Raw genomic sequence first — 26,828 nt, forward strand, 5'->3', positions numbered from 1 at the left:
CCTTTCTGCTTGGCCAATGAGGCAAAAACATACGATATGTTTCCTTGGCCTCATATTATCATGGATTAATTCCTTTTAAGTTCATACTACATACCGAAATAATGTGGCAAAACTATATTATTGCTCTAAAGAGTAGAAAAAATCCACCTTTGAGACAAGGTGGATTACAAAAAGTATATCATTTTGTTTTCACAATTTGCAAATGTGGCAAAACTTTTAGAATTTCCGCATTGTTTGCGAAGTTGGTCCCCTCTTTCGTTACAGCAATGACTGAAGCAGCTGCGGCTATTTGAATGCATTCTGTAAGAGCTAATCCCTTTTCTTGTCCATAAACATAACCAGAAACCATGGAATCGCCAGCACCAACAGTACTTAGAACCGTTACGCGAGGGACCTTAACGTGAAACATCTGTTGGGCATCAATAAAGAGAGAGCCCTCTGCACCCAGGGAAACACAGATTCGTTCGATTCCCTTTTTTAACATTGGGGTGACAGCTTCTTGAATTTCCTTATGGGTAGAAAGTGATCGTCCAATCAGGGATTCCAGTTCCTCTAGGTTTGGTTTGATAAAATTTGGAACCGCATCGGGGTTGGCCTTCAGCAGCTGACCGTTAATATCCAAGGCAACTTTGGCTCCTCGGGATTTTGCCTCTTTCACGAGCCTTGTGTAGAAATTAGCAGGCACGCCTTTGGGGAGAGATCCGGCAATTACCACCCACATTCCTTCCTTCAAATGGTCGGTATAGTCTGAAAGAAAGCGGTTTAAGTCATCTTCAGAAAGGGTGGGTCCCTCTTCATTTAGGTCTGTGGTTGCTCCTGTATCTAGAGAAACCAGTTTTTGATTGGTTCTGGTTTTGCCTTCAATAAAAACAAAGTGAGTAGAGATTCCCTTTTTTTGGCATTGGGCTTCGATCCATTTCCCTTCATCGCCGGCCAAAAAGCCCATGGCCAGGGTTTCTTCTCCATTAATCTGCATAAAGCGGGAAACGTTGATTCCTTTGCCGCCGGGATCTTGTACCTGACTCTCAACGAGATTGACTTGACCGGGCCGAAACTGATTGATGTAGATGGTCCGATCAATGGCAGGGTTCAAGGTAACTGTCAGAATCATACTTACCCCTCCTGATTGACCAGGGAGAGAATCTCCTTGTCAAGTTTTGCCACATTGGGCTGATAGGTTTTCAGTAATTGGCAATCGCCGCTGATTTCATAAGCACCTAAGGCAGCTGGAATTAAAACACTGTCGCCAAATTGAAAGGGTACAGTCATTTTATCAGTCGTGATGACACCTTGACCTTCGACACAAGAGAAGATATGGAATCGCTCGGGGTCGCTCTCTCCTTCATAGTAGGAATGGATACTTATGTGTTCCAAGGAAAAGTTGCGATCATAGCAATAGTAAGTATGGGTGTAGGTTTCTTGTTGGTTTTTTAATCCCTTGATCAAGTTGCCTTCCAATTCCAGATTTGTTACAGCTAGGGCTTTTTCGATATGGAGTTCTCTGCCACGTCCATAATCATAGACGCGATAGGTGGTGTCAGAATTCTGGTTAATCTCGGCAACCAGGACATCGGGGCCGATCGCATGAATGGTTCCAGTGCTGACATAGACCACATCGCCTTTTTTTACGGGGATTTTATGGAGATACTCGTCAAATCGGTTTTCTTCAATGGCTTGACGGAATTGTGCTTCGCTGCAATTGTTTAAGCCAACGTATAAGCAGGCTTGGTCGGAATAGGTATCAACGACATACCAGGCTTCTGTCTTTCCCATATCGCCTTCGTGCTCCATAGCGTAGGCATCATCGGGATGAACCTGTACGGAAAGAGATTGACTGGTGGCAAGTTGTTTATAAAGAAGTGGGAACCACTTCGGTGGAATTTCAGTACCGAGAAACCCTTTGGCATCCAGTTCGATTAGTTCCTGCAGGCTTTTGCCCGTCAAAGATCCATTAGAAACGATACTCATGCCGTTTTGATGGTTGCAGACATCCCAGGATTCTCCGATCAACCCTTGGGGCACATCGGAACGAAAGTCAGAATAATGGGTGCAACCCCATGGCTTTTCTTTATAAACGGGTGTAAAAGTTAAGGGATAATACATGTCGTTCCTCCTTATAGGGAATAATGGAAAGCGGCTAGTTCCTTGCTGATACTTTCTTCCGTGGGAAGAATGGAAATGCCGGCTGCTTTTGTTTGAGAATAATCTAGACGAAGATCGCGTGGATGATTTTTAAATTTTTCGCTTGCGCAAAGAATGGTTTCATCAATGACTTCTTCGCTGATATTGATTTCTTTAAGAATCAGGCGAGCCGTTTCATAACGACTCATGGTGTTTTCACTGCCGAAGTGATAGATGTTCGCTGGAAGCGCAAAGATAGAATCAAATTGATCGATCAAGTCATAGGCACAAGTAACTCCCCTGAATTCATTGGGAGATGCTTGGGTTGGTTGATGGCGAAGCGCTGCCGAGAAAACATCCCAAAAGAGGGTATAGCCGTTAGGAAGGTTTCGTTCCGGCAAGCCGAATAGCCAGCTGAGACGTAAAATTACGGCGTCGGCTTCTAGGGCCTGAATGGCTTTTTCTGCCGCATACTTGGTTTGGCCATAGACGGTATCAGGAACCGGTACGGTATCTACTGTGTAGGGTCCCGCTTCTTTGTTGCCATTGAATACTTGCTCCGTACTAAAAAATAAAAGCTTTGCGCCGTGTTTCTTGCATTCTTTTGCAATATGCGCTGCGGCTTCGGTGTTGACGCGATAGGCCAGGTCGGGATGATCTTCGCAGACCTGAGTCATGGCAATGGCTGCCGCATGGATGACATGGGTCGGTTGAAAGTTGTCAAAGGTTTGGCTGACAGCTTGGTGATCCGTAATATCTAGTTGTTCTCGATCAAGGCTTAAGATCTCCCATTGATCTTGATAGGTTTTTGTGGTGCGGGACATTAAAAATCCTTTCCCGCCGGTAATGAGTACTTTTTTCATGATGCCTCCTTAGAGTAGATGGATCGGATATTCTGCGATGCGTGCTTGAATCTCCGACTCCAAAGGTTTTTCACTGATAATGTAATCGAAATCCTTTAGGTTTGCAAATTGATACAATCCAGATGAGTGAAATTTCTTTGTTTCCACCAAAAGAATTTTCTGATGAGCAATCGACATTAAAACGCGTTTGGTGTTTCCGTCATCAATATTGTAGGTCATGATACCTAAGTCGGCTGGAATCCCGCAGGTAGACATAAAGATCTTGTTCACTCGAATACGAGTCAGATTTTCCATGGTTTCTGTCCCAGTGAAACCGCCTTCATCCTGGTTGTAAACACCGCCGGGGCAAACCATGCGCAGATGTGGATTGCGACAGAGTCTGTAGAGAATTTCCAGGTCGTTGGTGACGACCGTAAGGGGATGCTTGTAAGCCACCAATTCTTCTGCCAAGGCAAGAGTGGTGGAAGAGATGTCAAGAAAGATCACATCTTTGGGTTCAATGAGCGCCATGGCTTTTTTCGCAATCTGATGCTGCCCCAAAGACAGGGTTGAACGTCGCGCATCGATAGGCTGAATTTCAACAGGCAGGGTTTTTAAAATTCCACCGCCATAGGTTCGTTCTAGGATGCCTTCCTTTTCAAGGGCTTGAAGGTCTTTTCGAATGGCATCTTCCGACATGCCGAACTGTTGGCTTAGGTCTTTAACACGAACCCGGCCTTCTTGTTTTAAAATTTGTATAATTTGAGACATGCGTTCTTGAGGAAACATTTTCCACCTCGATTATTGTTTTTTATTGTTTTATGATTTTATTATATAGAAGCTGAAAGTGGGTTGCAAGGCGATTATCCAAATATATAGTCAATGTTTGAACGCATTAATCAGGAAAAAATTGAAGAATTTGCAGGTGGAAGAGGAATCAACTATAATAAATGCGAGAAAGTAATAAAGAACAATAAGAGGAGGATCGTGGAGATGAATCGATTTCAAAAAATGAAACAATCGCTTCTTGGCGTTCAACGGCAGATTTCCATTGAGCGGGCAAGGTATTATACAGAAAGCCATCGCCAAACGGTGGGGGAATCTACAATTATACGTCGCGCCAAGGCAACTGCGCATATTTTGGACTCTGTTGAGATTTCTTTGCGGGATGGAGAGATACTAGCAGGAAACCGAACGGTAAAGCCACGAAGTGGGATTTTATCTCCAGAGATGAGTCCCTATTGGATTTATGAGGAGCGAAATACCCTCGGCTCACGGCCGCAAGATCCCTTTGTTTTTCTAGATGCAGATTTGAAAGAATTTGAAGAAAAAATATATCCTTATTGGAAGGGTCGCAGTTTGAAGGATGAAATTGAGGGTCTGATTCCTACAAATGTGCAGGCAGCGCGGGATACAAAAATAGTAAAACTGAACCAAACAGATAAGGGACAAGGTCATATTATTCCAGATTTTGAACGGAGCATGAAGTTGGGAATCGTTGGATTGCTAGAAGAGGTGGAAGGACAGTCGCCTCAAACGGAGACCCATCAAGCCATGTCGATTACCTTGCGAGCCACCTCTCGTCATATCCTTCGTTACGGTGAATGGATTGAAAGGGAGAAGATTGAAGAGTCGGATCCAAAACGTGCAGAAGAGTTGGAAGAACTCCGTCATATGGTTGTAAGAATGGCCACCGAAGCGCCGCAATCCTTTTACGAAGCGGTACAATTGTTTTGGTTTCTCAATCTTGCTCTTCAATATGAGTCAAATGCTTCAAGTATTTCTTGTGGTCGCTTTGATCAGTATATGTTTCCCTTTTTACAGCGAGACTTGAAAAAGGGAATTCCAGAATGTGAATTGAAAGATATTTTGAGAATGCTTTGGATCAAAATGAATGACGTGGTTCTACTTCGAAGCCAGGAAAGCGCAAAATATTTTGCCGGATTTCCAACAGGGTACACGATTATCCTTGGCGGTGTGGACACAGAGGGCTGCAATGCGGTCAATCTCTTGTCGGAGTGGATTTTAGATACTTATGCGGACATTAAGTTGCCGCAGCCCAATCTGGGTGTGCGTGTCAATGAACGGACACCAGACCGTTTCTTTAAGAAAACGGTAGAGACCATTCGGTTAGGGACTGGAATTCCTCAGGTCTTTAACGATGAGGTAATTATTCCCGGATTTTTAAATCGTGGCATTTCGCTATCCGATGCACGAGATTATGCCGTCGTCGGCTGCGTAGAATTAAGTCTGCCGGGAAAACTATACGGATTACATGATATTGCCCTTTTCAACCTAGTCAAGGTTTTAGAAGTTGTTTTACATGAGCAGTCATCCAAAATCACCTCCTATCGGTGTTTGGTTGATACCATCAAGGCCACCATCAGCGAATATGTACAAAGAATGGTGGAAGGATCGAATGTAGTGGACGGAGCCCACGCGAAATTCGCGCCGATTCCACTGCTTTCCTCCTTGATGGAAGAATGTGTGGAAACCAGCAAAGATGTAACGGCGGGAGGCATGAAATACAATTTTTCAGGCGTTCAGGGGATCGGAACAGCGAACCTAAGTGACGCCTTGTACGCGATTAAGCAGGTGGTTTATGAAGAAAAACAGATGAGTCTTGAGGATTTGAGTCGAATTCTAGCCTCGGATTACGAAGACGAAGAAATCTTCCGTCATCGATTGATCCATCGCTACAAGAAATTCGGAAACGATCAGGAAGAGGTTGATATCATTGGCGCTGACATGCTGCGTTTCTATTGTGAAGAAGTCGTAAAATATAAAAACAGTCGCGGTGGTCATTTTATGCCGGGATCCTATACGGTTTCCGCCCATGTGCCTTTGGGTCAAGCGGTAGGGGCGACGCCAGACGGTCGAAAAGCAAGGGAGCAACTGGCAGACGGCGGTCTTTCGCCCATGGTCGGTCGGGACAAAGAGGGACCAACAGCGGTATTGAAGTCAGTATCAAGACTGGATCATGTACTCTTAACCAATGGATCATTGTTGAATGTGAAATTTCATCCAGCAACCCTAGAAGGAGAAGCGGGTATTCGACGAATGGTGGGGTATTTAAAGGCGTATATGCGGCTGAAAATTCAACATATCCAGTTTAATATTGTTTCTGCCGAAACGCTGAGGGATGCCCAGGCGCATCCGGAGCGATATTCGGATCTGGTGATTCGAGTTGCTGGATATTCCGCGATCTTTGTTGAGTTGAACAAGCGGATTCAAGAGGATATTATTGCACGGACTGAACATCAATTATAAGGATGATGAGATGGAAAAAGCGTTGATAATGAATGTACAAAAATTCAGTCTCCATGATGGTGGTGGGATTCGCACCTTGATTTTTTTAAAGGGATGTGCGCTTCACTGTCCTTGGTGTGCCAATCCGGAAAGTCAGAATCGCGAGATTGAAGTCATGCGTAAGCCGAGTCTTTGCATCCAATGCAGCGCGCCTAGTTGTAAGGCATGTACCCAGGCACCAGAGCATTGTCCAACAGGGGCTATGTGCGAGATTGGAGAGTGGATGGATGTCGATCAGCTTGTAGAGATTGCGAAAAAAGATGCGATCTTTTATGATGCAACAGGAGGTGGGGTTACCTTTTCAGGGGGAGAACCCATGGAATGGGCTGCGTTTTTAAAAGAGTCCATACCCAAGCTGAAAGAAGAGGGACTGCATGTGGCAGTGGAAACATGCGGCGCCGGACCTCTGGAAGCCTATCAAGTCTTGGCGCAGCAAGTGGATCTTTGGCTTTTTGACTTGAAGATGGCAGATAATGAATTGTCAAAAAAAATTCTGGGCGCATCTTTTGATGCCCTATTTGAGCGGATGACGGTTTTGAAGGAAGCAGGGGCTCGGGTGATTGTCAGAATTCCCCTGATACCGAAATACACGTCAACGGAAAAGAATTTGATGACCTTGGCGAAGCGGGTACAGGAAGCGGGGATTGGCGAGGTTCATCTTCTGCCTTTTCATCAGTATGGCGAAGGCAAATACCAAGCATTAAATCGCACTTATGAATTCGCGGGTATGGCGCCTATGAAAGACGAGGAAGCCGAAGAGTGTGCGGAATACTTCCGGAGTCGTGGAATTCGGGTGCAAATCGGTGGATAATGGAGTACAATTAGAATAAAGATAATAGTTGCGATCTATATCGCAACCTTCCAAGACTGATGACAGAAGACGAAGCAGAATGCTTCGTCTTTTTTGAATGAAGGGAGAAGAGATGGGAATTCTATTAATTGTACCGGTTTTGATTTTACGCTATGGATGGATGAGAATCTTGAATCCTCAGCTATTGCCATATGCAGCGATTTTCCCTCATGGAGAAGGTCGCGATGAATGGAAGACGAAACTCAATGCTTGGATTGTGAATGGAATTATTTTCAGTCCCATTCTAACGCGCATACAAGGTTCTTTTTTTGGATGGTTGATCTATGGGGCGGGTTTGCTTGTTATTGGCGTAGCCGTTTCTGGATTTTCAAAACGCAATTCAGTTGGGTTTTGCGATCAGGGGATCTACCGGCGATCGAGAAATCCCATGTATCTGGGTTATGTGCTGGCCTTTTTAGGAACCGGTCTTTTAATTCAGGCCTGGTTTTATTGGATTTTCTTTATTCCTTTTGTACTAACGCTTCCTGCTGTGATTGAGGCTGAAGAGCAATGGTGCCTGCGGGAATACGGTGCATCCTATCAGGCCTATATGGCTCACGTGTCACGCTATTGGGGAAGAAGTTGAAGAAAGTCCAAGGGCGACTTAGCCAGGAATACGGCCGGATCAACATATGCGCCATTCACATAGATACAAAAATGCAGGTGCGGCCCCGTTGAAAAACCGGTACTTCCTACAGTGCCGAGGATTTCACCTTGTTGAACCAGTTCGCCGGCTTCAACCGCCAGACTGTCCATATGGTAATACTGGCTGAAGATGCCCAGGCCGTGTTCCAATACAATGGTATTGCCGGTCATAATCAGTTCACCGGCGAATCGAACCTTACCAGTTTGGGTCGCGATGAGTTCTGTTCCCGTTGGTGCGGCTAAGTCGTAGCCGGAATGGCGGGATCCGCTAGGGACACCGTTTATGGTGCGACCCTGGCCGTATTCCGTTGTCCTTCGTCCATCCAAGGGAAGGACAAAGGCGGAATCAAAGAGGGGCATGGGTTCTGTTATATTGCGGGATGCCATTAGCATCTCATGGAACTCTGCGTAGGAATTGTCGTTTCTTGTGGCTTTATTTACTTCTGGGTCGACAATCAAGGGTTGCATAATGAATTCTCGAGGCGTAACGGTAATGGGAATTGTGATGCTTTGTTCATTTTGAGCGGTGAGCGTTAGTTGATAGTTTCCATCTTGGGTGCTAGAAGGAATGGGGTATAAAAGCACAGCAAGATCATCTTGCAGAAACCATTGCGGGTTCGAATCAAACCAATTACCCGAAGCTGTCAACGTTTGTCCATGATCCAAGTGATTGGCGCGAATCATGATCAATTCTCCAGGCGCAAATTGAGTCCCATTGCTTTGAAATTCAACGGTTCTGCGTGGTGCGACTAGAAAGCGAGTTTCCAGAGCTGCCGTTTGATCGGGGTAAAGAAGGGTGATTGTTACTTCTGTTATTCCATCCTGACTAGGAAGGGGCAAGGTCGAATTATTTTTAACGGTCGATTGCCAAAGCCTACTTCCCTTATGTGAATAAGTTACCTCGATGGATGCAGGCTCTGGTGAAATAGAGAGGGATTCAGAAAAAGAATCGGGATCGATCCAAGGGCGGGTTTCTGAAGAAAGGACATAAGGAGTACGCCCAAAGCAAATCGTTGGATGAATGGGTTCTGTAGTTGGGCGTGGCTCTGGTGCACGGTAGGTGTTCCAAGAGCTAGCGAACCAAGCGCTGCCGATTAGAAAAAATAAAAGAATTGTTAGAAATCCTCGTTTCATGGTGTTTTCTCCTTCTACTGGTTATAATATCCATATGAGGACTAGGTAAACGGAGGACAAGATGAAAAATCGATTATCAAAATCATTTATCCGGTATTTCTTTTTTATTTTCATCATTCTATTTTTACTTTCAGGGATTCGTTATCGACAAGAAAGCAAGGAGATGAGTGAACATATTGATGAAGATGTGGAAAACTATTTCCAACTTATTGAAAATAGAATGAGGATAACATATGAGGATCGGATTCGAGATCTGGTTTATACCCGAGAATTGACGGAGTCATTATTGGCTGAGGAGGTAAGTCCTCAGCAGATTTCCAGATTTTATTATGAATTGTCCAAGTCAAAAGAATTATATGATCAAATCCGATATTTAGATGATGAAGGGCACGAACAGATTCGAATTAATTTTGAAGCTGGAAACCCAAGAATTGTCATGGAAGATGAACTTCAAGATAAATCACAGCGCTATTATTTTATAGAATCAGCTAAACTGAAACAAGATGAGATTTATATGTCGCTACTAGACCTGAATGTTGAAAATGGAAAAGTAGAATGGCCGGTAAAACCCATGATCCGAATGGGCATGCGTGTGGAAGATGCACAAGGAAGTCCAATTGGGGTTGTAATTTTGAATTACCTAGCTGAAAATTGGATACAGACCGAGTCGCAAATCTTATCTACAGCAGATGGCCATATGATTGAGTTTCAGACCTTGCAGATCGTCAATGAAGAGGGCTATTATTTGCAACATGAGAATGATGAGTATGAATGGGGATTCATGATAGCAGAAAGAGAAGAAGCAAATTTTGCGAGGAAATTTCCTTTGCTTTGGGAGCAAAGAGAACATGGAAACCTAGTGAATATAGAAGATAAGCAGGGCGTGGTGTATCTAAAGAGGATTGCAGCACTTGTTCCAGAGGGAGCCTATCAAGCGGAGCCTTATAAGTTGGGGTATTTGGCTTATCAGTTTCCCAAAAAATTATATGATGGATATTTTGTAGAAATTAAACAGGAATGGGCGAGTTTGATAGGCTTATCGATTTTCTTTGCGCTATTGACGGCATTTTTTTTAGAAGCCTCAGTAAAGTCACGCAAAGAAAAGTTGAATATGCTGCACCAGCTAGCTAATCGTGATGAATTGACAGGTCTTTTAAATAAGTCGGGTTTTTTAGCAAAGGTACCGAGTGAAAGAAAACGTTGGAATGATGGTGTTTTAGCCATTGGATATTTCGATATTGATGATTTCAAGACAATTAATGACACCTATGGTCATGCGGTGGGTGATGAGGTATTGATTGAGGTGGGAAAAAGGTTGCAAGAAGTATTGCGGGAGCGAGATCTGCCAGCGCGTATTCACGGCGATGAGTTTAATATGCTCTTAAAACTAAGAAAGAAGATTGACGCCAAAGTCGTTGCCCGTCGTTTGATCAATCGGATGAAGGATCCGATTGAAACTTCAGTTGATCAGATTCATGTGACGGTATCACTGGGCATCGCTTTTATCCAAGAAGGCCAATCTTTTGAAGAGGTGGCAGAACGTGCGGATCGACTGATGTATGATGTGAAACGGTCAGGTAAGTCAGATTATCGCATTGAAGGGCTTGCGTCTGAGACTGAATCATGATAGAATCCGTATAATCTAGATGAAGATAAAGATGGTTTGACTTGAACAAGGTGAAAGGCAAAATTCATCAGAGAAAATTAAATATCCTGGATGAAGGGAGCGGAAGCAGATGTGTGACCGCTTGTGGACAGAACTCTGGAGAGACTCGGGTGGTTGCACTACCCAAGGAGCACCGAAGTGGAAAGCCGAAAGGCGAAACTCTCAGGTAAAAGGACAGGGCGCAGAAGAGGAAATCTTTCCGCGCTTATTAGCGCGGTTTTTTGTTTATATAAGGGAGGAAAAAGACATGAAAGCAATTGTAACGGTAATTGGAGAAGATCAGGTAGGCATTATCGCGGATGTAACAACAAGCTTGGCCAAGCAACAAGTCAATGTGTTGGATATCAGCCAGACGATTATGCAGCAATTTTTTACCATGATGATGCTGGTGGATGTGAGCCATGCAGTGATCAGTTTTGAAGATGTGCAAAAAGAACTCAAAGCGGTCGGTGAAAAAATGAATGTATCGATTCAGATCCAGAACGAAGAGATCTATCACGCGATGCATAGACTATAAGGGAGCGTACAATGATTGATTCGAAAAGTATATTTGAAACTAATCAAATGATTGAAAAAGAGAAGTTGGATATCCGAACAATTACCATGGGCATTTCTCTTTTAGACTGTATTTCTTCTAGCCAGGAAGAAACCAGAGAAAAGGTCTATAACAAGATTGTGGATTCTGCCAAGGATTTGGTTGAAACGGCTCGTCAGATCGAAATCGAATACGGTGTGCCGATTATTAATACGAGAATTTCCATTACTCCAGTTGCCATGTTGGTACAAAATGGAACCGTTGCCGATGCGGTGGAAATGGCAAAGACATTGGATCGCGCCGCAGTAACCGTGGGCGTAAACTTTATTGGCGGATTTTCCGCTTTGGTACAAAAGGGATTTACCAAAGGTGACCGAAACTTGATTGCTGCCATTCCTCAAGCCTTGGATGTAACGGAGAGGGTCTGTTCTTCCGTGAATGTAGGGGATACGCGATCGGGCATTAATATGGATGCAGTGAAATGGATGGGTGAAATTATTCAGGAAACAGCAAAACGAACAGCAGATCGAGACGGGATTGGCTGTGCCAAACTGGTTGTATTCGCCAATGCGGTAGAGGATAATCCTTTTATGGCAGGTGCCTTTCACGGTGTTGGGGAAGCGGAAAAGGTGATTCATGTAGGGATCAGTGGTCCCGGTGTGATCAAATGTGCCCTGGAAAAGGTCAAGGGTCAACCCATGGACGAGGTGGCACAAACCATTAAAAAGATGGCCTTTAAGATCACAAGAGCCGGGCAATTGGTTGCCAATGAAGCGGCGAAACGCTTGGGTGTTCCATTTGGCATTATTGATCTTTCCTTGGCGCCGACTCCAGCAGTAGGCGATAGTGTAGCCCGTATTCTGGAAGAGATTGGTCTTGAAATGGTAGGAACCCACGGTACGACCATGGCACTTGCTATGCTGAATGATGCCGTGAAAAAAGGTGGCATTATGGCATCCTCTCATGTGGGAGGATTGTCGGGCGCATTTATTCCGGTCAGTGAAGATGAAGGCATGATCGCTGCAGTCAAAGCAGGAGCGATTAATATTGAAAAGCTGGAAGCCATGACCTGTGTATGTTCTGTTGGTCTTGATATGATTGCTGTTCCGGGGGATACCCCAGCAACTACCCTTGCCGCCATGATTGCGGATGAGGCGGCCATCGGAGTCATCAATCACAAGACAACAGCAGTGCGGGTAATTCCTGTGTTTGGTAAGGCTGTTGGTGATGAGGTTCACTTCGGTGGATTGTTGGGAAGCGCACCAATCATGAAGGTCAACAAATTCAGCTCTGCAGACTTGATTAATCGGGGCGGACGTATGCCGGCACCCGTGCACAGTTTTAAAAACTAGAGGCGATTGCCTCAAGAGGTGATTGCCTCAAAATGTAGTTACTTCTTTAGGCCCGAAGGTGTTCGAACATGAATACTTTTGGGTTTTTTTATATCCATATATCAAAGAAGCTTTCTTTTATAGGCAGTGGACTCATGATAGAATAAGTGACGTAGAAAGCAGATTGAATTGAATAATGTAAAAATGGAGTGAATGATGAGTAAACGATTGATATTGGCGGAGAAACCCTCCGTTGGAAAAGAGATAGCACGCGTATTGGCCTGCAAGAAGCCTATTCATGGTGGATTGGAAGGCGATGACGCCATCGTGACCTGGGCGTTTGGACATTTAGTGACCCTGGCAGGGCCAGAAAAGTATGACGAAAAGTACAAGCATTGGAAGATGAGCGATTTGCCCATGTTACCGACGCCCCTAAAACTTGAACTAATTCCCCAGGGCAAGAAACAATTCTTTGAAATTAAGAAGATGCTGACTCGTTCCGATGTGACAGAAGTGGTCATTGCAACAGATGCGGGCCGGGAAGGGGAGCTAGTTGCTCGATGGATCTTGAAGCTGGCTGGGTGTAAAAAACCGATGCAGCGCTTGTGGATCTCGTCTCAGACTGATAAGGCAATTACGGACGGATTTAAGAATCTAAAACCTGCGAGGAATTACGATTCCTTGTATGAAGCAGCTCAAGCTCGATCCGAGGCTGACTGGTATCTGGGATTGAATATAACCCGCGCTTTAACCTGTAAATACAATGCGCAATTGTCTGCTGGTCGGGTGCAAACCCCAACCTTGTATATGGTGGTGGCAAAGGAAGAGGAAATTCAAGCCTTTCAAAGCCGTCCTTTCTGGCGTTTAACGGGGAGCCATAAGGGGGTAACTTATACCTCTGCCCATTCTCATCAAGTATTTAATCAAGAGGAAGCCAAAAAACGATTGGCGGCAGGGAAAGAGGAGACCGCGGTGGTTAAGGTCATCGAGGTCAAACAAAAGGAAATTCCTGCACCGCAATTATATGATTTGACGAGCCTGCAGATTGATGCAAATCGTCGATACGGCATGGGGGCAAAACAAACCCTGAGGTCTCTTCAGGTTTTATATGAGCGTCATAAGTTGGTCTCTTATCCAAGAACGGATTCGAGGGTGTTGACCAGTGACTTGGTCGCAACCCTGCCAGAACGATTGGAAGCCTTGATGGGTGGAACCATGAAAAAGGAAGCCTATCAACGGTTGAAAAAAGGGGTGCAGGTGACCAAGCGCTTGGTTAATGATAAGCTGGTTTCCGATCACCACGCTTTGATTCCAACGGAGGAGTCTGTTTTTCTTTCAGATCTATCTAAGGATGAGCGGCGCATCTATGATTTGATTGTGGTTCGATTTTTAGAGGCGATTGCGGAACCGGCTAAAATAGAAACCTTCAAGGTAAAAGTGGGCCTTGGGGCAGAGATCTTTTCAGCAACCACAACGAAGAGTGTGAGCCCGGGCTGGAAAGCTATAGCGGGAGAGCTGCAATCGGATAATCTGCCGAAGGTGAAAGAGGGCGAGGTCCTTGAACACTTTAGTCTTCGCCTTAAGGAAGAACGTACCCAGCCGCCAGAGCGATATACCGAAGCGACCTTGCTTCGAGATATGGAAAATCCCAAGCGATTTGTCAAAGAGGAAGCGATGAAAATGACTCTGGATCAAACTGGGGGGATTGGTACCGTGGCAACACGGGCTGATATCTTGGAGAAGCTCTATGCAGTTGGATATTTTGAAGAAAAACAGGGACATATTTTTCCAACGTCAAAGGGAAAACAACTCATTGAGTTGGTACCGGAGATGGTGAAATCCCCTGCGCTTACAGCAAAGTGGGAAGGCGAGTTCAATCAAATTCAACACCAGATGCGCAAGCGACAGTCCTTTATCGGTGAGATTAAAGAAAAAACGAAGGAATTGGTTCAGGGAATCGAGCGGTCGGAGGCAATTTATCGCCATGACAATCAGACAAATACCCCTTGCCCGGACTGTGGAAAACGACTGTTACGTGTGAAGAATAAGAATGGAGAACGATTGGTTTGCCCGGATCGGGAGTGTGGATACAAAAAGAATGTTTCGAAAGTAACCAATGCAAGATGCCCGGAATGCCATAAGAAGTTGATCATGATGGGGGAAGGCGATCAAAAGTTCTTCAAATGTAATACCTGTGGGTTCAGGGAAAGTCTGAAGTCTTGGGAAAAGAAAAATGCAAAGAAAAAACAGCAGATGAATAAGCGAGAAGCAAGCAAATATATTCAGAAGATGAAGAAGCAAAAGGAAGAACCGATGAATAACGCATTGGCTGATGCTTTGAAGAATTTCAAATTTGATGAATAAAGATCAGTAAATAAAAACGCCTCACCAATATTTTTTGGTGAGGCGTTTGGCTTATTCTAGTTCGTTTAAAATGGTATGCCCAATGGTATTATTCGGCATGGCAACATTGAAGTTATCGGCGATGGTCGCACCGATTACTGCAAAGGTGCTCTGTGCTTTAATCTCTTTTCCTTCAGCCATGGATGGTGAATAGGCAAGGAAAGGAACATATTCTCGTGTATGGTCGCTTCCTTCATAGGTTGGATCATTACCATGATCGGCTGTGATAATTAACAAATCATCTTGGCCTAAAACTTCCAGAAGAAGTCCCAGTTTCTCGTCGAAGCGCTCTAATTCCTCTGCGTAGCCAACCGGATTGCGTCGGTGTCCCCAAAGGGCGTCGAAATCTACAAGGTTGGTGAAACAAAGACCGGTAAAATCACGCTTGGCAATTTCGATGGTTTGTTCCATGCCGTGTACCGAACTCTTTGAACGGTTTGATTCTGTAATGCCCTCGTCGCAGAAGATATCCGAGATCTTGCCGACGGAGATTACATCGAAGTTTTCCGCTTTCAGTGCATCCAAGGCTGTTTTGCTGTATGGTTTTAGTGCATAATCGTGTCGATTGCTGGTTCGTTTGAACTCGCCGATCTTGTTACCCAAGTACGGGCGGGCAATAATTCTACCGACACGCCATTCTTCCTTCATGGTCAATTCACGGGCAATCTCACAGCAACGGTATAGTTCATCCAGTCCAAAGGATTCTTCGTGCCCACAGATTTGCAAGACGGAATCAGCAGAGGTATAGACGATCATATTGCCTGTTGCAATTTCCTCTTCGGCAAATTCATCTAAAATGACCGTGCCGCTTGAGCTTTTGTTTCCGATGACTTTGTGTCCCGTTCTTTTTTCCAATTCATCAATTAATTCTTTTGGGAATCCAGTCTCCGTAAATGTTTGAAAGGGAGTTGTAATATGCAAGCCCATCATTTCCCAGTGACCCGTCATTGTATCTTTACCAGTACTCATTTCCGCTAGTTTTGTGTAGACTGCCATGGGTCTTTCTACAGGTGTTACTTGTTTCATGGAGCAAAGATTTCCGAGTCCCAGTTTTTGAAGATTGGGAATCTTGAACGTGTCAACACTATCTGCGATATGGGCCAGTGTGTTGACACCGTGGTCGCCGTATTGTTCCGAGTCAGGCAAAGCGCCAATACCCAAAGAGTCAATTACGACCGTAAATACGCGTTTGTATTTTTTCGTTTCCATCTATTATAATCCTCCGAGTTTTATTTTAATTCTGTTATTTCTATCATAGCAAAAAGTAAGGCATTAAAACATGTCTCTTGGCATCTTTCTAAAATTTAGGGACCGTGGTCACTCTTGTCTTGTGTAAAGGATTGCTATCGTTTATACTACTTTCATTAGAGGAAAGAAATGGAGTAATGGATGGATAATAAACCAAAAGCAGTCTTATATATGTTGATCTCCGCCTGTGCCTTTGCTGTCATGGGGGCAATGGTGAAATTATCGGGGAATGTGCCCGTATTTGAAAAAGTGTTTTTTCGTAATTTGGTCAGCTTGATGATGGCGTATATAATGATCAAAAACAGCCAATCTTCCTTTTGGGGCAAACGAGAGAATCGGAAATTATTGTTAGCAAGAGCAAGTCTAGGTTTGCTTGGGGTTGTCTTGTATTTCTATGCCATTAGCAATTTAATTTTGGCAGATTCCGCCATGCTAAACAAGCTGTCGCCTTTCTTTGTTACACTCTTTGCGGCCTTGTTCTTGAAGGAAAAGTTATCGGCTATTCAGATTCCTGCCTTGATTGTGGTTTTCTTCGGTGCGATGTTGATTATCAAACCGCAATTTGATTTGTCGATTCTACCTGCCATGGCAGGTGCGGCCTCAGCCATGACAGCAGGCGCGGCCTATACACTCGTGCGCTACTTAAAGGATCGAGAGAAACCGGCAACCATTGTCTTTTATTTTTCTTTTGTATCTGTAGTAGGTATGATTCCCTTTGTACTGCTAGATTTTCATATGCCGACGATGACGCAATTGTTTTTTCTGATCGGAACGGGTGTATTTGCCGCCGTTGGACAATTCGCACTGACCTTTGCCTATAAGTATGCACCAGCGGCAGAAATATCGATTTACAACTACTTTAGTATTCTCTTCTCAGCAGTGATTGGATATTTAATATGGGGTGAAGTACCGGATGGACTGAGCTTGTTGGGTGGTGCTTTGGTTGTAGCCGCTGCCGGATTAACTTTTTGGTATAGCAATCGAAAGGTGAAGACGCAAGTGGCTGTATCAGTTGAAAATTAAATTGGAAATATAATAGAAAAAAGCGATAACCTACTCGGTTGTCGCTTTTTTCTATCCGTTATTTATCTGAAAAGATTGTTATACTAAAGATAACGAGAAGAAACAGGGGGATTTCGATGAGGAAAATGAATAATGTCTATCAGAGTATGATTAGCTTTTACGCAGGAGATCCAAAACGCATTCAGCATTTTGTAAAGGTGCACAGTTTTGCCAAATTGATTGGGGAATTAGAAAAACTGGATGAGTGCACCCAAGAGATTCTGGAAGTAACGGCCTATGTTCATGATATCGGTATTAAGATCGCCAAAATTAAGCATGGGCATTGTACCGGGAAATTGCAGGAAGAAGAAGGCGCTGTTGCGGCGAATTTATTATTAACGCAGTTGGGATATGATCAAGAATTGATTGAGCGGGTAAGTTACATTGTTGGTCATCATCATACCTACAGCAATATCGATGGAATGGATTATCAGATACTGGTGGAAGCAGATTTTCTGGTGAATATGTATGAAAACAAGACGTCAGAAGAGAGCGTGATTTCGGCTTATCAAAAGATTTTTAAAACGGAATCGGGCAAGGATATTTGCAAGACCATGTTTGGAAGTAAATAAGCGACAGTACTCAATCGGCCCTTGTGAAGAACTTTTTCGCAAGGGCTTTATCATACGTACATATTTAAAATAATGTTTACTATTGAAACTATTATTTAAACGATAGCGCATCTTTATTATTTTATTAAAGAAGAGTAAAATAGTATTTGTAGTACTTGTGCGGAGGCTATTATGGAAAAACAAAGAAATGCCTACCAAAGTTGGTTGACTTTGACCCTATATTTGCTGCTGTCAGCACTGCGAATCATGAATCGAAGTCTTGTGAAAGAGATGGTCGATACTTGGATTACGCCTTATTCGATTCCCCTAGTGGCACTTGTCATTACCCTTCTTATTCGGTGGAGTGTAAAGTTGGGGAACTGGATTGCTTCTGGCTTGCAGAAGAGGCATATTCCAGCATGGATCTTATTCTCAGTGACCGTGATCGTGTACTTTTGGTGGGGAGATCAAATCAGTTAGGAGACTGGAGCTATGCAAAACAAAGAAAGTCAATTCGCATATTTTTCAACCTACGTATTCTTTCTGATTTTTATGAATATACTTCTTGTGTTGAAAACGTACAAGATGGCATGACCCGTCATTATATTATTTTTATTTGGTCTTGCAGGTGTCAGTAGATGGATTCAAAGCGGGCCGAAGCCTATGCAATGGAAGGATTACCTCAAGAGTAAGGGCATTAAAGAATTAGATCTATGGATAGGTATAACCCTTATTTATTATTTCATCGTTGGCCTGATTGATAGGCTAGCATAAGAGTTCGATTGGACCGTGAGAAGAAAAGCGAGGTGTGAAAAAATTGGAGAAGGAAATGGAAAGAAAAACGACTTCTCAAGGAAAAGCAATTGAATTTTTATATTTTGCAATTTGTATGGGAATCATGCATTCGTGCGAAGAAGAAGTTATTCGCTTGTTTTATTTTTTATGCAATCCCTATTCGATTCCCCTTGTACTTGCGGCAATTTTTGGCGTCATTTCTTTACTTGCGTTGCCATTGCATTGGATGACGAATTTCGTAGAGAGGACGAACATTCCAACTATTTTGATTTATATGTTTGATTATATTGTTTATTATGTTCTTAGTCGGTATTTATAATGCGGGGTGGATTCTTGGATAAATGGAAGGAAAATTGGTTATATCTTAATTCGTTCATTTTGATGGCATTGGCATTTAACTTAGCGGTATGGTGGAAAGACACAGCTTTTTCGGGCTTCTTTCGAGCTTTGATTGTGATAACGATATTTGTGATTTGGCTTGTGAGCAATCTCGATGCTAACAGAAATCGTGCTTATGCTTTTTTGGAAAAAAAGAAAATTCGATTTTCTTATCTGTGGATTGGCACGATTGCAGTTTATTACATCCTCGTGATTATAATGGATCTAGTTACCTAAATGATCTACCAAGGAATCAATCAGAAGGAGGGGATAAGGATGCTGAAAACAAAGTGCAGACTAATAGGGTGTATTTTATTAAGTGCAATGGTGATGACGGCTTGTCAGGCCCAGGAACAAGTGGTTGATCTTGATGATTCGCTGATGCAAGTCGCACAAATCGGGGCGGAAACAGAGGGCGAAAGCCAAGTTGAAGCAGAATTGAGTGAAAATCAACTAGCGATTCAGTGGAAGCCGTATTCAACTGCTTATGTGTCTTGCGAGGATTTTGCTCGAGTCATGCATTGGGACTATGCCTGGGATGCGGACAGTTTTATGTTCCAGGAAGATGAGATGCAATTGGATTTTGTGGTGGGCTCTTTACATGTCACAAGACAAGGTGAAATTATAGATGTGATGCCGCAATGTCCAATTTTAGAGGATCAAAACCTTTATTTATCGGTGGATTGGCTGGAGGAGTCTTTTAGATCCGCAATTAGTCGGTTCGATGATCGGATAGAGCTTGTGGACCCAGATGAAGCTTCTCTATATGACCTTGCTAAGTTTTTCCCTGATGATTTAAAAATGGCTATGGCGCATCCTGAGCTTGATTCTTCGAAACGGGTCATGGCTGCCATTGAGTTGCCACGATCCATGAATATTGAAATTCCCAAGATCGATCCACAAAAGATGATGAATACACGCCCGATTTTAAACTATGTGACAGAATTTAAACTCGATTTGCAGGATCACGGCTACACGGATGAAGAGATCGCATCTATTTCCTATGGCGAATATGAGATTTTACATTCACATTGGTTCTTGTCAGAAGAGATGCAAGAGTTGGCGCTTGGCTATTATCCGGAATCCGCCAAGGAAGATATATCGCGATGGACCTTTGGGGAATTGAAGGACCGTCAAATGGCAGAGGTGGATACGGCTCGACTGGACCGATTTTCCGAAGAGGAATGGGCCTCTTTGCAAGAACGGGACATTGTGGAGGCGGATCTGTTTTATCTGCTGAAGGAATTTCATCAGCCCGCGACTATTGTCGCACAATCGGACCAAGCCTTGCGGGAGGTTTTGGAAGGCTACTATGAGTTCGGTATCCTGTATTGGACGCAAATGAAGTAGGTTTCAGTGTGTTGCGGAAAACAGACTAATGAAGTCTAAAGTTATAACTGCATTTTGAAGAAACGAGTAAGATGAAGGGAGCCTGCGGGCTCTTTTTTTCGTTGAAAGGTTGCCCACTTGACGAATGGGAAAGCGTTCGCTAGGATATACATATAGACATCCGGACGTTTGGATGAATTACGGCAAAAGGAGGATCGTGTGAAAGAAGGAGTCGTACTGGTATTGGATTGTGGAACGCAGAGTATTCGCAGCATTATTTATGACGACAAAGGACAATTATTGGGTTTGAAAAAGGTGAAGTATCCCAAGTACCATATGACAGAAGATGGATTTATCGAGATGCATCCAGACGTATTCTGGGAGAGTGCCTGCAAAAGTGTAGATCTGTTTTGGAAAGAGGAACCGGAAATCATGTCACGTGTAGTTGCGGTTGCTCTGGCGTCTCAAAGAAGCACCAGTGTATTTGTGGATAAAGAAGGAAAACCTCTGCGCAATGCCATTAGTTGGATGGACACGCGGAAAACAAAAGAAAATGATCAGATCAGTGGAACCATGAAAAAAATGTACAAGGCGATGAAGGTATGGGAGATCGTCGATAGTTATAATCGAGGCTGTCCCTATCATTGGGTAAAGGCAAACGAGAAAGATGTTTTTGATAAGATTCACAAGGTTCTATTTTTATCTACATATATTAATTTTAAGCTGACGGGCGAGTATAGAGACAGCGTCACTTCGGCATCAGGGTATTTGCCATTCTCAGGCAAGCGGTTGGATTGGGCAAAGAAAAATGATATCGAAGGACGAATTTTCCATGTCGATCGGAATAAACTTTTTGATTTGGTTGATCCGGGAAAATTGATCGGGAATCTTACGCAGGAGGCAGCTGACGCCTTGCGCTTGCCTGTTGGGATTCCAGTGGTTGCAGCTGGATCTGACAAGGCCTGCGAAACCCTTGGGGTTGGGTGTTTGGAAGCAAAAACAGCCAGTGTATCTCTAGCTTCCATGGTAACCGTACAGACAACAACAGAAGAGTATCTGCCCTTATACAAATATGGGACGGTGTTCCCAGCGGCTATGAAGGGAAAATACAATCCAGAACTGGGGATTACCCGGGGTTTTTGGCTGATATCTTGGTTTGTAGACGAGTTTGCGGAATTGGAACGGCAAGAATCCAAGGAGAGACAGGTCAGCATTGAAAAATTGCTGAATGAGAAGCTTGCTGCGGTACCGCCTGGAGCGGAAGGCTTGTTGATGCAACCGTATTGGATGAGTGATGTTCGGCACCCTGGTGCCTCGGGCACATTGATCGGATTAAAAGATGTTCATACACGGATCCATATCTACCGGGCCCTTGTGGAAGGATTGGGATACTCTATTAAAGAAGGTATTCGCAGCATCGAGAAAAAGACGAAAAAGAAGATTGAGCGGATCGCCTTATCGGGTGGCGGTGCACAAAGTGAAATTCTTTGTCAGATGTTGGCAAATATTTTCAATCGACCTGTTTATGTGGTACAGTCTCACGAAACAACAGGGCTGGGTGCGGCGCTCTTGGGGTATTTGCATTTGGGCATCTATTCAACAATAGAGGAAGCGGTTGATGAGATGGTCCATGTCACCCATGTGTATGAGCCACAAAAAAATGAAGTCATCATTTACGAACAACTTTACGAGGACGTCTATCAACTGACATATCAACGATTGAAGCCGGTTTACCGCAAGATGGCAGATCTGGCATGCATCAAGTAAATGAGGTGTAGAGATGAAGAATAAAATAATGAAGGTTATTCAAGAAAATAAGAGTCTCTCAGGCTACAAGATCGGGGTAAGTGTTTCTTCGGAACAAATTGTAACCCTGACAGGCCAGGTGGATGAGTGGCAACAGGTGGTGGATTGCGGTCATTTGGTCGCAAGGGTCAAAGGGGTTCGAAATATTGTCAATGACATGACGGCCAAAGGAATCGTGATTCCCAAGCGGGATCGAAGCAAGGAGATTCAACGAGCGATTGAGAATGGAAAAGAGACGACTTGCGACATTGTGGTTATTGGAGCCGGGGTGATTGGGTGCGCCATCGCACGGGAACTGGCCAAGTATCAGGTGTCAACAATCGTCGTAGAAAAAAACAGTGATGTGGCAGAGGAAGCAACCAAAGCCAACAACGGCAATATTCATCCTGGTGTTTTGGCCAAGCCAGGTACTTTGAAGGCAAAGCTCAATTTAAAGGGAAACCAAATGTATACCCAGCTTTCCAAGGATCTGAATTTTGAATTGCAACGACCGGGTTCTTTGAATGTGATCTATAAAAAGAGTGAATGGCGAAAAATGAAGGCACTAGAGGTCATGAAGAAAACAGGCCTGGGGCATCTTGTTCCGCAGATGCGTCAGGTGATGAAGGTGCCGGGGCTGAAATGGCTCACCAGTCAAGAAGTGAAGCAAATGGAACCTCATCTGAAAGGCAATCCCATTGGCGGATTTTGGATGACGACCATGGGCTTAGTGGAACCCTACGAGGTGTGCATTGCCCTAGCGGAAAATGCAGTGGAAAATGGAACCGAGTTTCGACTGAACACTGAGGTGCTGGATGTCTTGGTGGAAAATGGACGAACGGTTGGTGTGGTGACCAATCAGGGTGTGATTCGAAGCGAGATTGTCATTAATGCGGCTGGGGTCTATACCGATACCATTGCGGAAATGGCTGGTGACCGATTCTTTACCATTCATCCAAGAAGGGGTGCTATTGCCATCATCGATAAGAGTCGAAAGGGATTCTTAAAAACCCCCGCCGGAATTCGCGGTGGAAAAGAAGCGAAAAAGAATAATACCAAGGGTGGTGGAGCATCAGTTACACCAGAGGGTAATTTACTTTGGGGACCAACGGCGGTTGAGATTCCGTGGAAAGAGGATAAATCAGTTGAAGCCTCCGATCTGGATTATATAACTAAGCTCGGCATGTCCGTGACCAATGAGGTGAAGCGTTCGGAGATCATCACATTCTTTGCGGGAATTCGCGCGGCGGATTATATGGAGGATTTCATTATTGAAAGATCCCGAAAGGTTGGCGGTTTGATTCATGTTGCTGGCATTCAATCACCAGGCCTTGCTTCGGCGCCGGCGATCGCGGAAATGGTAGCCGGTCTTGTGAATCAAGAGAGAGGTGGGTTAATGGATAATCCAAATTTCAATCCGATTCGAAAAGCAAAGCCACAATTTCGTCATCTGTCCCACCAAGAGCAGGATCAGCTGATTCAAAAGAATGCCAAGTATGGGAATATCATTTGCCGTTGTGAGCTGATCACGGAAGGTGAGATTCTAGACGCGATTCATTCCACGATTCCTGCGACAACGGTCGATGCAGTCAAACGCAGGACAAGGTCAGGAATGGGCAGATGCCAAGGGGGATTCTGTGGACCAAGGGTGTTGGAAATTTTGGCCAGAGAGTTGGAAAAAGAACCGACTGAAATTACATTAAAAGGAAACGAATCCTATATTTTAAAGGCCGATAGTCGACAACCGATCGTTGTGGAAGGAGGAAGCCATGAAAGAATTGAGTGTTGATGTTGCGGTAATTGGTGGCGGTCCTGCCGGATTAGCTGCGGCAATCGAGGCGAAAGATCAGGGTGCAGACCATGTTATCATTCTGGAGAGGGACGTTGAACTCGGTGGCATTTTGCAACAATGCATCCATGATGGATTTGGACTTCATCGCTTTGGAAAGCGGCTTTCTGGTTGTGGATATGCCCATCACTTTATTGAATCGGTGGCAGAAAAAGCGATCGATGTAAAGTTGAAAACCATTGTGTTGGAAATTACGGATCAAAAGATTATTTATGCCATGAATGAAGTCGATGGAATGATGAAAATAACATGTGGGGCGATGATTCTGGCTATGGGGTGTCGGGAACGGACACGATCCCAAGTCTTTATCTGGGGAACGAGGCCCAGCGGTGTGTTGACCGCGGGTACTGTGCAACGTTATATCAACATGGAAGGATATTTACCAGGCCAGAAGGCCGTAATTTTAGGGTCCGGAGACATCGGATTGATCATGGCGAGACGAATGACCTTGGAAGGTATTGAAGTGGAAGGAGTCTACGAGGTAATGGAGTCACCAGGCGGACTGACCAGAAACATCAGTCAGTGCCTGAAGGATTTTCAGATTCCCATGCACCTTGCCACGACAGTGGTACGTATACATGGAAATAAGAAATTGGAAGGCGTCACGGTGGCGCAAGTGGATGAAAATCGTCAACCGATTCAAGGGACTCAACGATTTATTCCCTGCGACCTATTGGTCCTTGCGGTTGGATTGATTCCAGAGAATGAATTGTCTAGGCAATTGGAAGTAGAGATGGATTCCAGAACCAAGGGTCCCATTGTTGATGAGCATTTTATGACTTCGATTCCGGGTGTTTTTGCAGCGGGTAATGTGGTCACTGTTTTTGATTTAGTGGATTATGTATCTTTGACTGGAGAAATCGCCGGTCGGGGTGCTGCCAAGTTCATACAAGGTAAGTTGAATCTTCAAATGCCCGCAAAGGATGTTTTGCCGGGTGATTCTGTGAACTTTGTGGTTCCACAACGGATCCGTACGGTCAACGCAGAAGATTCCATTCCAATTTATTTCCGAGTGAAAAAGGAAATGAGAAAAGTAGAAGTGACAGCAACCGTTGATGGTCAGGTGTGCATGCGGAAAAAACATGCCATTGCTTTGCCTCCAGAGATGATGGTGGAAACCATTCAGTTGGAAAAAATTCATGAAGATGCGCGGGAACTTCGCGTGAGTGTAAAGGTGGGATAGAAAATGAAAAAAGAATTTACTTGCATCGTTTGTCCCATGAGTTGTGCTTTGACTGTGGAAGAAGGCAATGGTGAGATTTTAGTTATGGGAAATGGATGTAAGCGTGGAAAAGAGTTTGGAATCAATGAATTTACAAACCCCAAGCGAATGGTTACCACAACGGTCAAGGTCACGGGAAGCCATTTAAAGCGATTGCCGGTGATTAGCACAGATGAGTTGCCCCTTGATCATCTTTTTGTCTATATGCATGACTTGTATCAGGTGATTTTAGAAGCACCCATTGAAAAAGGCCAAATTATTATTGGAAATATTGGAAACACTGGCGTGGATATTGTCGCTTCACGAAGCCTCAAACAAATTGAATCAATAAAGGAGAATGCATAAAATGGGAAATGAGAAGGTACTTGAAAGATTTGAGCAAATCGTAGGGAAAGAATTTGTACAGACAGAGGAAGCTATTTTACAGGAATATGCAACGGATATTACAGGACTTCGCATGGTGCAAAAACATTTTGGATGGAAATCGGAAAACTTAGCACAGTGCATTGTCAAGATTCACACAAAAGAAGAAGCGGTGGAAGCCATCCAATTTTTGAATCAAGAAAAAATCGTTAACGTTCCGCGAACGGGAGGCTCTGGCGTTTGTTTGGGACTGGAAACACCCAAAGGATCAGTCGTTTTGGATTTGAGCGAAATGAATGAAATTCTGGAGATCAACGAACAAAATTTGACGGTGACTACGCAAGCCGGGGTTGCCTTGGAGCGCTTAGAGAATGTGCTCAATAAAAAGGGCTATACGACGGGTCATTTCCCACAGTCTTTGCCATTGGCTCAGATGGGTGGCTTAGTTGCTACACGCAGCATTGGTCAATTTTCCACTCGATACGGCGGAATTGAAGATTTGCTTGTTGGCATTGAAGGGGTTTTGCCTGATGGTCAACTGGTGCGCATCAAGAATATTCCAAGAAAATCAACGGGTCCAGATCTTCGTCATATCTGGTTGGGATCAGAAGGTACCATGGGTTTGATCACGGAAGTGACAGTGAAGATTTTTCCCATGGCAGAAGATCGATGCATGCAAGCCTATGCGATCGATTCGTTCCATACGGGACTGGCCATCATTCAAGAGATCGTACAGGCAGGATGGAAACCCGCTGTAACTCGTCTTCATGACCAAACAGAAGCGGCAGAAAGCTATGGACCCTTTATGCAAGCAGGTGAATCCATGTTACTATTCTTATCAGAAGGTCCAAAGGGTTATGCGGATTTGGAAGGCAAAGCGATTCAAGAGATTGTGGAGAAGCATGGCGCACGTGCCTTGGGAAGCAAACCATTGGAGCTATGGCTGGCCCATCGCAATGATATCTGCGAGCACCTGGATATGTATGCCAAGCAAGGCGCTGTGGCCGATACCTGCGAAATTTCAGCTATGTGGTCGGACATAGGAAAGATTTATACAGAAGTATTAGAGCGAGCGAAAAAGGAAGTGCCGCATTTGGTTGCGATTACGGGTCACTCGTCTCATAGTTATGAGCAGGGAACCAATATCTACTTCATGATGGGAGCCATGTGTGCACCACAGGTGGAAGCGGCGCAAAAGACCTATGATCAACTTTTTGGTATAATTATGGAAACAACGCTTAAGTACAATGGATCGATTTGCCATCACCATGGGGTAGGCCGATACCGTGCCAAGTGGATGAAAGAAGAATTGGGATCTGCTTATCCAATGTTGGAAAAAATTAAAACGGCATTTGATCCCAATGGCATTATGAATCGGGGAGCTTTGTTGCCCGTTGAGTAAAAATAATG

At 44.2% G+C, this 26,828-nt stretch carries 24 protein-coding genes and 1 riboswitch; of the genes, 18 read left to right on the forward strand and 6 right to left on the reverse strand.

The genetic code is table 11. The features are described 5' to 3' along the window. Positions 1 to 178: 178 nt before the first annotated feature. The 4 genes from pfkB to AC25CA_RS02700 are packed head-to-tail and all read right to left on the reverse strand — an operon-like array spanning position 179 to position 3,752. Entirely contained in the window at positions 179 to 1,111 is a 933-nt protein-coding gene (gene pfkB, locus AC25CA_RS02685; RefSeq protein ID WP_486815500.1) for a 1-phosphofructokinase, read from the reverse strand. A gap of 2 nt (positions 1,112 to 1,113) precedes the next feature. Further along, the gene (locus AC25CA_RS02690; protein ID WP_486815501.1) at positions 1,114 to 2,103 is read right to left on the reverse strand and encodes a type I phosphomannose isomerase catalytic subunit; all 990 of its coding nucleotides are present in this window, start codon (positions 2,101 to 2,103) and stop codon (positions 1,114 to 1,116) included. Positions 2,104 to 2,114: 11 nt separating this feature from the next. Then, positions 2,115 to 2,984, reverse strand: a complete 870-nt coding sequence (locus AC25CA_RS02695) for an SDR family oxidoreductase (protein WP_486815502.1) — start codon at positions 2,982 to 2,984, stop codon at positions 2,115 to 2,117. Between the two features lie 9 nt (positions 2,985 to 2,993). Next, positions 2,994 to 3,752, reverse strand: coding sequence for a DeoR/GlpR family DNA-binding transcription regulator (locus AC25CA_RS02700; protein ID WP_486815503.1), 759 nt, complete (start codon positions 3,750 to 3,752; stop codon positions 2,994 to 2,996). A 204-nt stretch (positions 3,753 to 3,956) separates the two neighbouring features. On the opposite strand from AC25CA_RS02700, the gene AC25CA_RS02705 reads away from it, so the two are divergent. The 3 genes from AC25CA_RS02705 to AC25CA_RS02715 all read left to right on the forward strand — a co-directional run bounded on the left by AC25CA_RS02705 (position 3,957) and on the right by AC25CA_RS02715 (position 7,708). Next, positions 3,957 to 6,233, forward strand: a complete 2,277-nt coding sequence (locus tag AC25CA_RS02705) for a formate C-acetyltransferase (RefSeq protein ID WP_486815504.1) — start codon at positions 3,957 to 3,959, stop codon at positions 6,231 to 6,233. A gap of 10 nt (positions 6,234 to 6,243) precedes the next feature. After that, a complete protein-coding gene (locus AC25CA_RS02710) occupies positions 6,244 to 7,083 on the forward strand; it encodes a glycyl-radical enzyme activating protein (protein WP_486815505.1) in 840 nt (279 codons plus the stop codon). Positions 7,084 to 7,195: 112 nt separating this feature from the next. Beyond that, positions 7,196 to 7,708 carry a methyltransferase family protein gene (locus AC25CA_RS02715; RefSeq protein WP_486815506.1) on the forward strand — a complete coding sequence of 171 codons (513 nt, stop codon included), beginning with the start codon at positions 7,196 to 7,198 and terminating at the stop codon, positions 7,706 to 7,708. On the opposite strand, the gene AC25CA_RS02720 is transcribed toward AC25CA_RS02715, so the two are convergent. Further along, positions 7,690 to 8,901, reverse strand: a complete 1,212-nt coding sequence (locus tag AC25CA_RS02720; protein WP_486815507.1) for a M23 family metallopeptidase — start codon at positions 8,899 to 8,901, stop codon at positions 7,690 to 7,692. The genes AC25CA_RS02715 and AC25CA_RS02720 overlap by 19 nt on opposite strands. A 61-nt stretch (positions 8,902 to 8,962) precedes the next feature. On the opposite strand from AC25CA_RS02720, the gene AC25CA_RS02725 reads away from it, so the two are divergent. The 4 genes from AC25CA_RS02725 (at position 8,963) to AC25CA_RS02740 (ending at position 14,797) form a co-directional block, all read left to right on the forward strand. Beyond that, positions 8,963 to 10,528, forward strand: a complete 1,566-nt coding sequence (locus tag AC25CA_RS02725; RefSeq protein WP_486815508.1) for a GGDEF domain-containing protein — start codon at positions 8,963 to 8,965, stop codon at positions 10,526 to 10,528. A 125-nt stretch (positions 10,529 to 10,653) separates the two neighbouring features. Next, positions 10,654 to 10,755, forward strand: a riboswitch (glycine riboswitch). Positions 10,756 to 10,814: 59 nt separating this feature from the next. Next, positions 10,815 to 11,084: an ACT domain-containing protein gene (locus AC25CA_RS02730; protein WP_486815509.1), complete on the forward strand. Its 270-nt coding sequence runs from the start codon at positions 10,815 to 10,817 to the stop codon at positions 11,082 to 11,084. 14 nt (positions 11,085 to 11,098) lie between these two features. Next, positions 11,099 to 12,454, forward strand: coding sequence for a DUF711 family protein (locus AC25CA_RS02735; RefSeq protein WP_486816589.1), 1,356 nt, complete (start codon positions 11,099 to 11,101; stop codon positions 12,452 to 12,454). Positions 12,455 to 12,646: 192 nt separating this feature from the next. Further along, positions 12,647 to 14,797, forward strand: a complete 2,151-nt coding sequence (locus AC25CA_RS02740; protein WP_486815510.1) for a DNA topoisomerase III — start codon at positions 12,647 to 12,649, stop codon at positions 14,795 to 14,797. A gap of 51 nt (positions 14,798 to 14,848) precedes the next feature. On the opposite strand, the gene AC25CA_RS02745 is transcribed toward AC25CA_RS02740, so the two are convergent. Further along, entirely contained in the window at positions 14,849 to 16,045 is a 1,197-nt protein-coding gene (locus tag AC25CA_RS02745) for a phosphopentomutase (RefSeq protein WP_486815511.1), read from the reverse strand. Positions 16,046 to 16,225: 180 nt separating this feature from the next. Between AC25CA_RS02745 and AC25CA_RS02750 the strand changes: the two genes are divergently transcribed. From AC25CA_RS02750 to AC25CA_RS02800, 11 genes are all read left to right on the forward strand, one after another. Further along, on the forward strand, positions 16,226 to 17,107 hold the full coding sequence (locus tag AC25CA_RS02750) for a DMT family transporter (protein WP_486815512.1): 882 nt from the start codon (positions 16,226 to 16,228) through the stop codon (positions 17,105 to 17,107). A gap of 116 nt (positions 17,108 to 17,223) precedes the next feature. Next, positions 17,224 to 17,718, forward strand: coding sequence for an HD domain-containing protein (locus AC25CA_RS02755; RefSeq protein ID WP_486815513.1), 495 nt, complete (start codon positions 17,224 to 17,226; stop codon positions 17,716 to 17,718). Positions 17,719 to 17,889: 171 nt separating this feature from the next. Further along, complete coding sequence (locus tag AC25CA_RS02760; RefSeq protein ID WP_486815514.1) at positions 17,890 to 18,177, forward strand: hypothetical protein; 288 nt, start codon at positions 17,890 to 17,892, stop codon at positions 18,175 to 18,177. Between the two features lie 349 nt (positions 18,178 to 18,526). After that, positions 18,527 to 18,811, forward strand: coding sequence for a hypothetical protein (locus AC25CA_RS02765; protein ID WP_486815515.1), 285 nt, complete (start codon positions 18,527 to 18,529; stop codon positions 18,809 to 18,811). Between the two features lie 14 nt (positions 18,812 to 18,825). After that, positions 18,826 to 19,107 (forward strand): hypothetical protein, encoded by a 282-nt coding sequence (locus AC25CA_RS02770; RefSeq protein WP_486815516.1) that lies wholly within the window; start codon positions 18,826 to 18,828, stop codon positions 19,105 to 19,107. Positions 19,108 to 19,146: 39 nt separating this feature from the next. Next, entirely contained in the window at positions 19,147 to 20,220 is a 1,074-nt protein-coding gene (locus tag AC25CA_RS02775; protein ID WP_486815517.1) for a hypothetical protein, read from the forward strand. 198 nt (positions 20,221 to 20,418) lie between these two features. Then, entirely contained in the window at positions 20,419 to 21,966 is a 1,548-nt protein-coding gene (locus AC25CA_RS02780; RefSeq protein WP_486815518.1) for an FGGY-family carbohydrate kinase, read from the forward strand. Positions 21,967 to 21,979: 13 nt separating this feature from the next. Further along, entirely contained in the window at positions 21,980 to 23,773 is a 1,794-nt protein-coding gene (locus AC25CA_RS02785; protein WP_486815519.1) for an FAD-dependent oxidoreductase, read from the forward strand. Further along, a complete protein-coding gene (locus AC25CA_RS02790; RefSeq protein WP_486815520.1) occupies positions 23,754 to 25,016 on the forward strand; it encodes an NAD(P)/FAD-dependent oxidoreductase in 1,263 nt (420 codons plus the stop codon). Before AC25CA_RS02785 ends, AC25CA_RS02790 begins: the two co-directional genes overlap by 20 nt. A gap of 3 nt (positions 25,017 to 25,019) precedes the next feature. After that, positions 25,020 to 25,400, forward strand: coding sequence for a DUF1667 domain-containing protein (locus tag AC25CA_RS02795; protein WP_486815521.1), 381 nt, complete (start codon positions 25,020 to 25,022; stop codon positions 25,398 to 25,400). A gap of 1 nt (position 25,401) precedes the next feature. Further along, complete coding sequence (locus AC25CA_RS02800; RefSeq protein WP_486815522.1) at positions 25,402 to 26,820, forward strand: FAD-binding oxidoreductase; 1,419 nt, start codon at positions 25,402 to 25,404, stop codon at positions 26,818 to 26,820. Positions 26,821 to 26,828: the final 8 nt, after the last annotated feature.

It is taken from the genome of Gottschalkiaceae bacterium SANA (assembly GCA_036323355.1).
GTDB lineage: Bacteria > Bacillota > Clostridia > Tissierellales > GPF-1 > GPF-1.

Coding starts and splice junctions, on each gene's coding strand:
- pfkB (WP_486815500.1), bottom strand. CDS start 1,111: ATGATTCTGACAGTTACCTTGAACCCTGCCATTGATCGGACCATCTAC.
- AC25CA_RS02690 (WP_486815501.1), bottom strand. CDS start 2,103: ATGTATTATCCCTTAACTTTTACACCCGTTTATAAAGAAAAGCCATGG.
- AC25CA_RS02695 (WP_486815502.1), bottom strand. CDS start 2,984: ATGAAAAAAGTACTCATTACCGGCGGGAAAGGATTTTTAATGTCCCGC.
- AC25CA_RS02700 (WP_486815503.1), bottom strand. CDS start 3,752: ATGTTTCCTCAAGAACGCATGTCTCAAATTATACAAATTTTAAAACAA.
- AC25CA_RS02705 (WP_486815504.1), top strand. CDS start 3,957: ATGAATCGATTTCAAAAAATGAAACAATCGCTTCTTGGCGTTCAACGG.
- AC25CA_RS02710 (WP_486815505.1), top strand. CDS start 6,244: ATGGAAAAAGCGTTGATAATGAATGTACAAAAATTCAGTCTCCATGAT.
- AC25CA_RS02715 (WP_486815506.1), top strand. CDS start 7,196: ATGGGAATTCTATTAATTGTACCGGTTTTGATTTTACGCTATGGATGG.
- AC25CA_RS02720 (WP_486815507.1), bottom strand. CDS start 8,901: ATGAAACGAGGATTTCTAACAATTCTTTTATTTTTTCTAATCGGCAGC.
- AC25CA_RS02725 (WP_486815508.1), top strand. CDS start 8,963: ATGAAAAATCGATTATCAAAATCATTTATCCGGTATTTCTTTTTTATT.
- AC25CA_RS02730 (WP_486815509.1), top strand. CDS start 10,815: ATGAAAGCAATTGTAACGGTAATTGGAGAAGATCAGGTAGGCATTATC.
- AC25CA_RS02740 (WP_486815510.1), top strand. CDS start 12,647: ATGATGAGTAAACGATTGATATTGGCGGAGAAACCCTCCGTTGGAAAA.
- AC25CA_RS02745 (WP_486815511.1), bottom strand. CDS start 16,045: ATGGAAACGAAAAAATACAAACGCGTATTTACGGTCGTAATTGACTCT.
- AC25CA_RS02750 (WP_486815512.1), top strand. CDS start 16,226: ATGGATAATAAACCAAAAGCAGTCTTATATATGTTGATCTCCGCCTGT.
- AC25CA_RS02755 (WP_486815513.1), top strand. CDS start 17,224: ATGAGGAAAATGAATAATGTCTATCAGAGTATGATTAGCTTTTACGCA.
- AC25CA_RS02760 (WP_486815514.1), top strand. CDS start 17,890: ATGGAAAAACAAAGAAATGCCTACCAAAGTTGGTTGACTTTGACCCTA.
- AC25CA_RS02765 (WP_486815515.1), top strand. CDS start 18,527: ATGGAAAGAAAAACGACTTCTCAAGGAAAAGCAATTGAATTTTTATAT.
- AC25CA_RS02775 (WP_486815517.1), top strand. CDS start 19,147: ATGCTGAAAACAAAGTGCAGACTAATAGGGTGTATTTTATTAAGTGCA.
- AC25CA_RS02785 (WP_486815519.1), top strand. CDS start 21,980: ATGAAGAATAAAATAATGAAGGTTATTCAAGAAAATAAGAGTCTCTCA.
- AC25CA_RS02790 (WP_486815520.1), top strand. CDS start 23,754: ATGAAAGAATTGAGTGTTGATGTTGCGGTAATTGGTGGCGGTCCTGCC.
- AC25CA_RS02795 (WP_486815521.1), top strand. CDS start 25,020: ATGAAAAAAGAATTTACTTGCATCGTTTGTCCCATGAGTTGTGCTTTG.
- AC25CA_RS02800 (WP_486815522.1), top strand. CDS start 25,402: ATGGGAAATGAGAAGGTACTTGAAAGATTTGAGCAAATCGTAGGGAAA.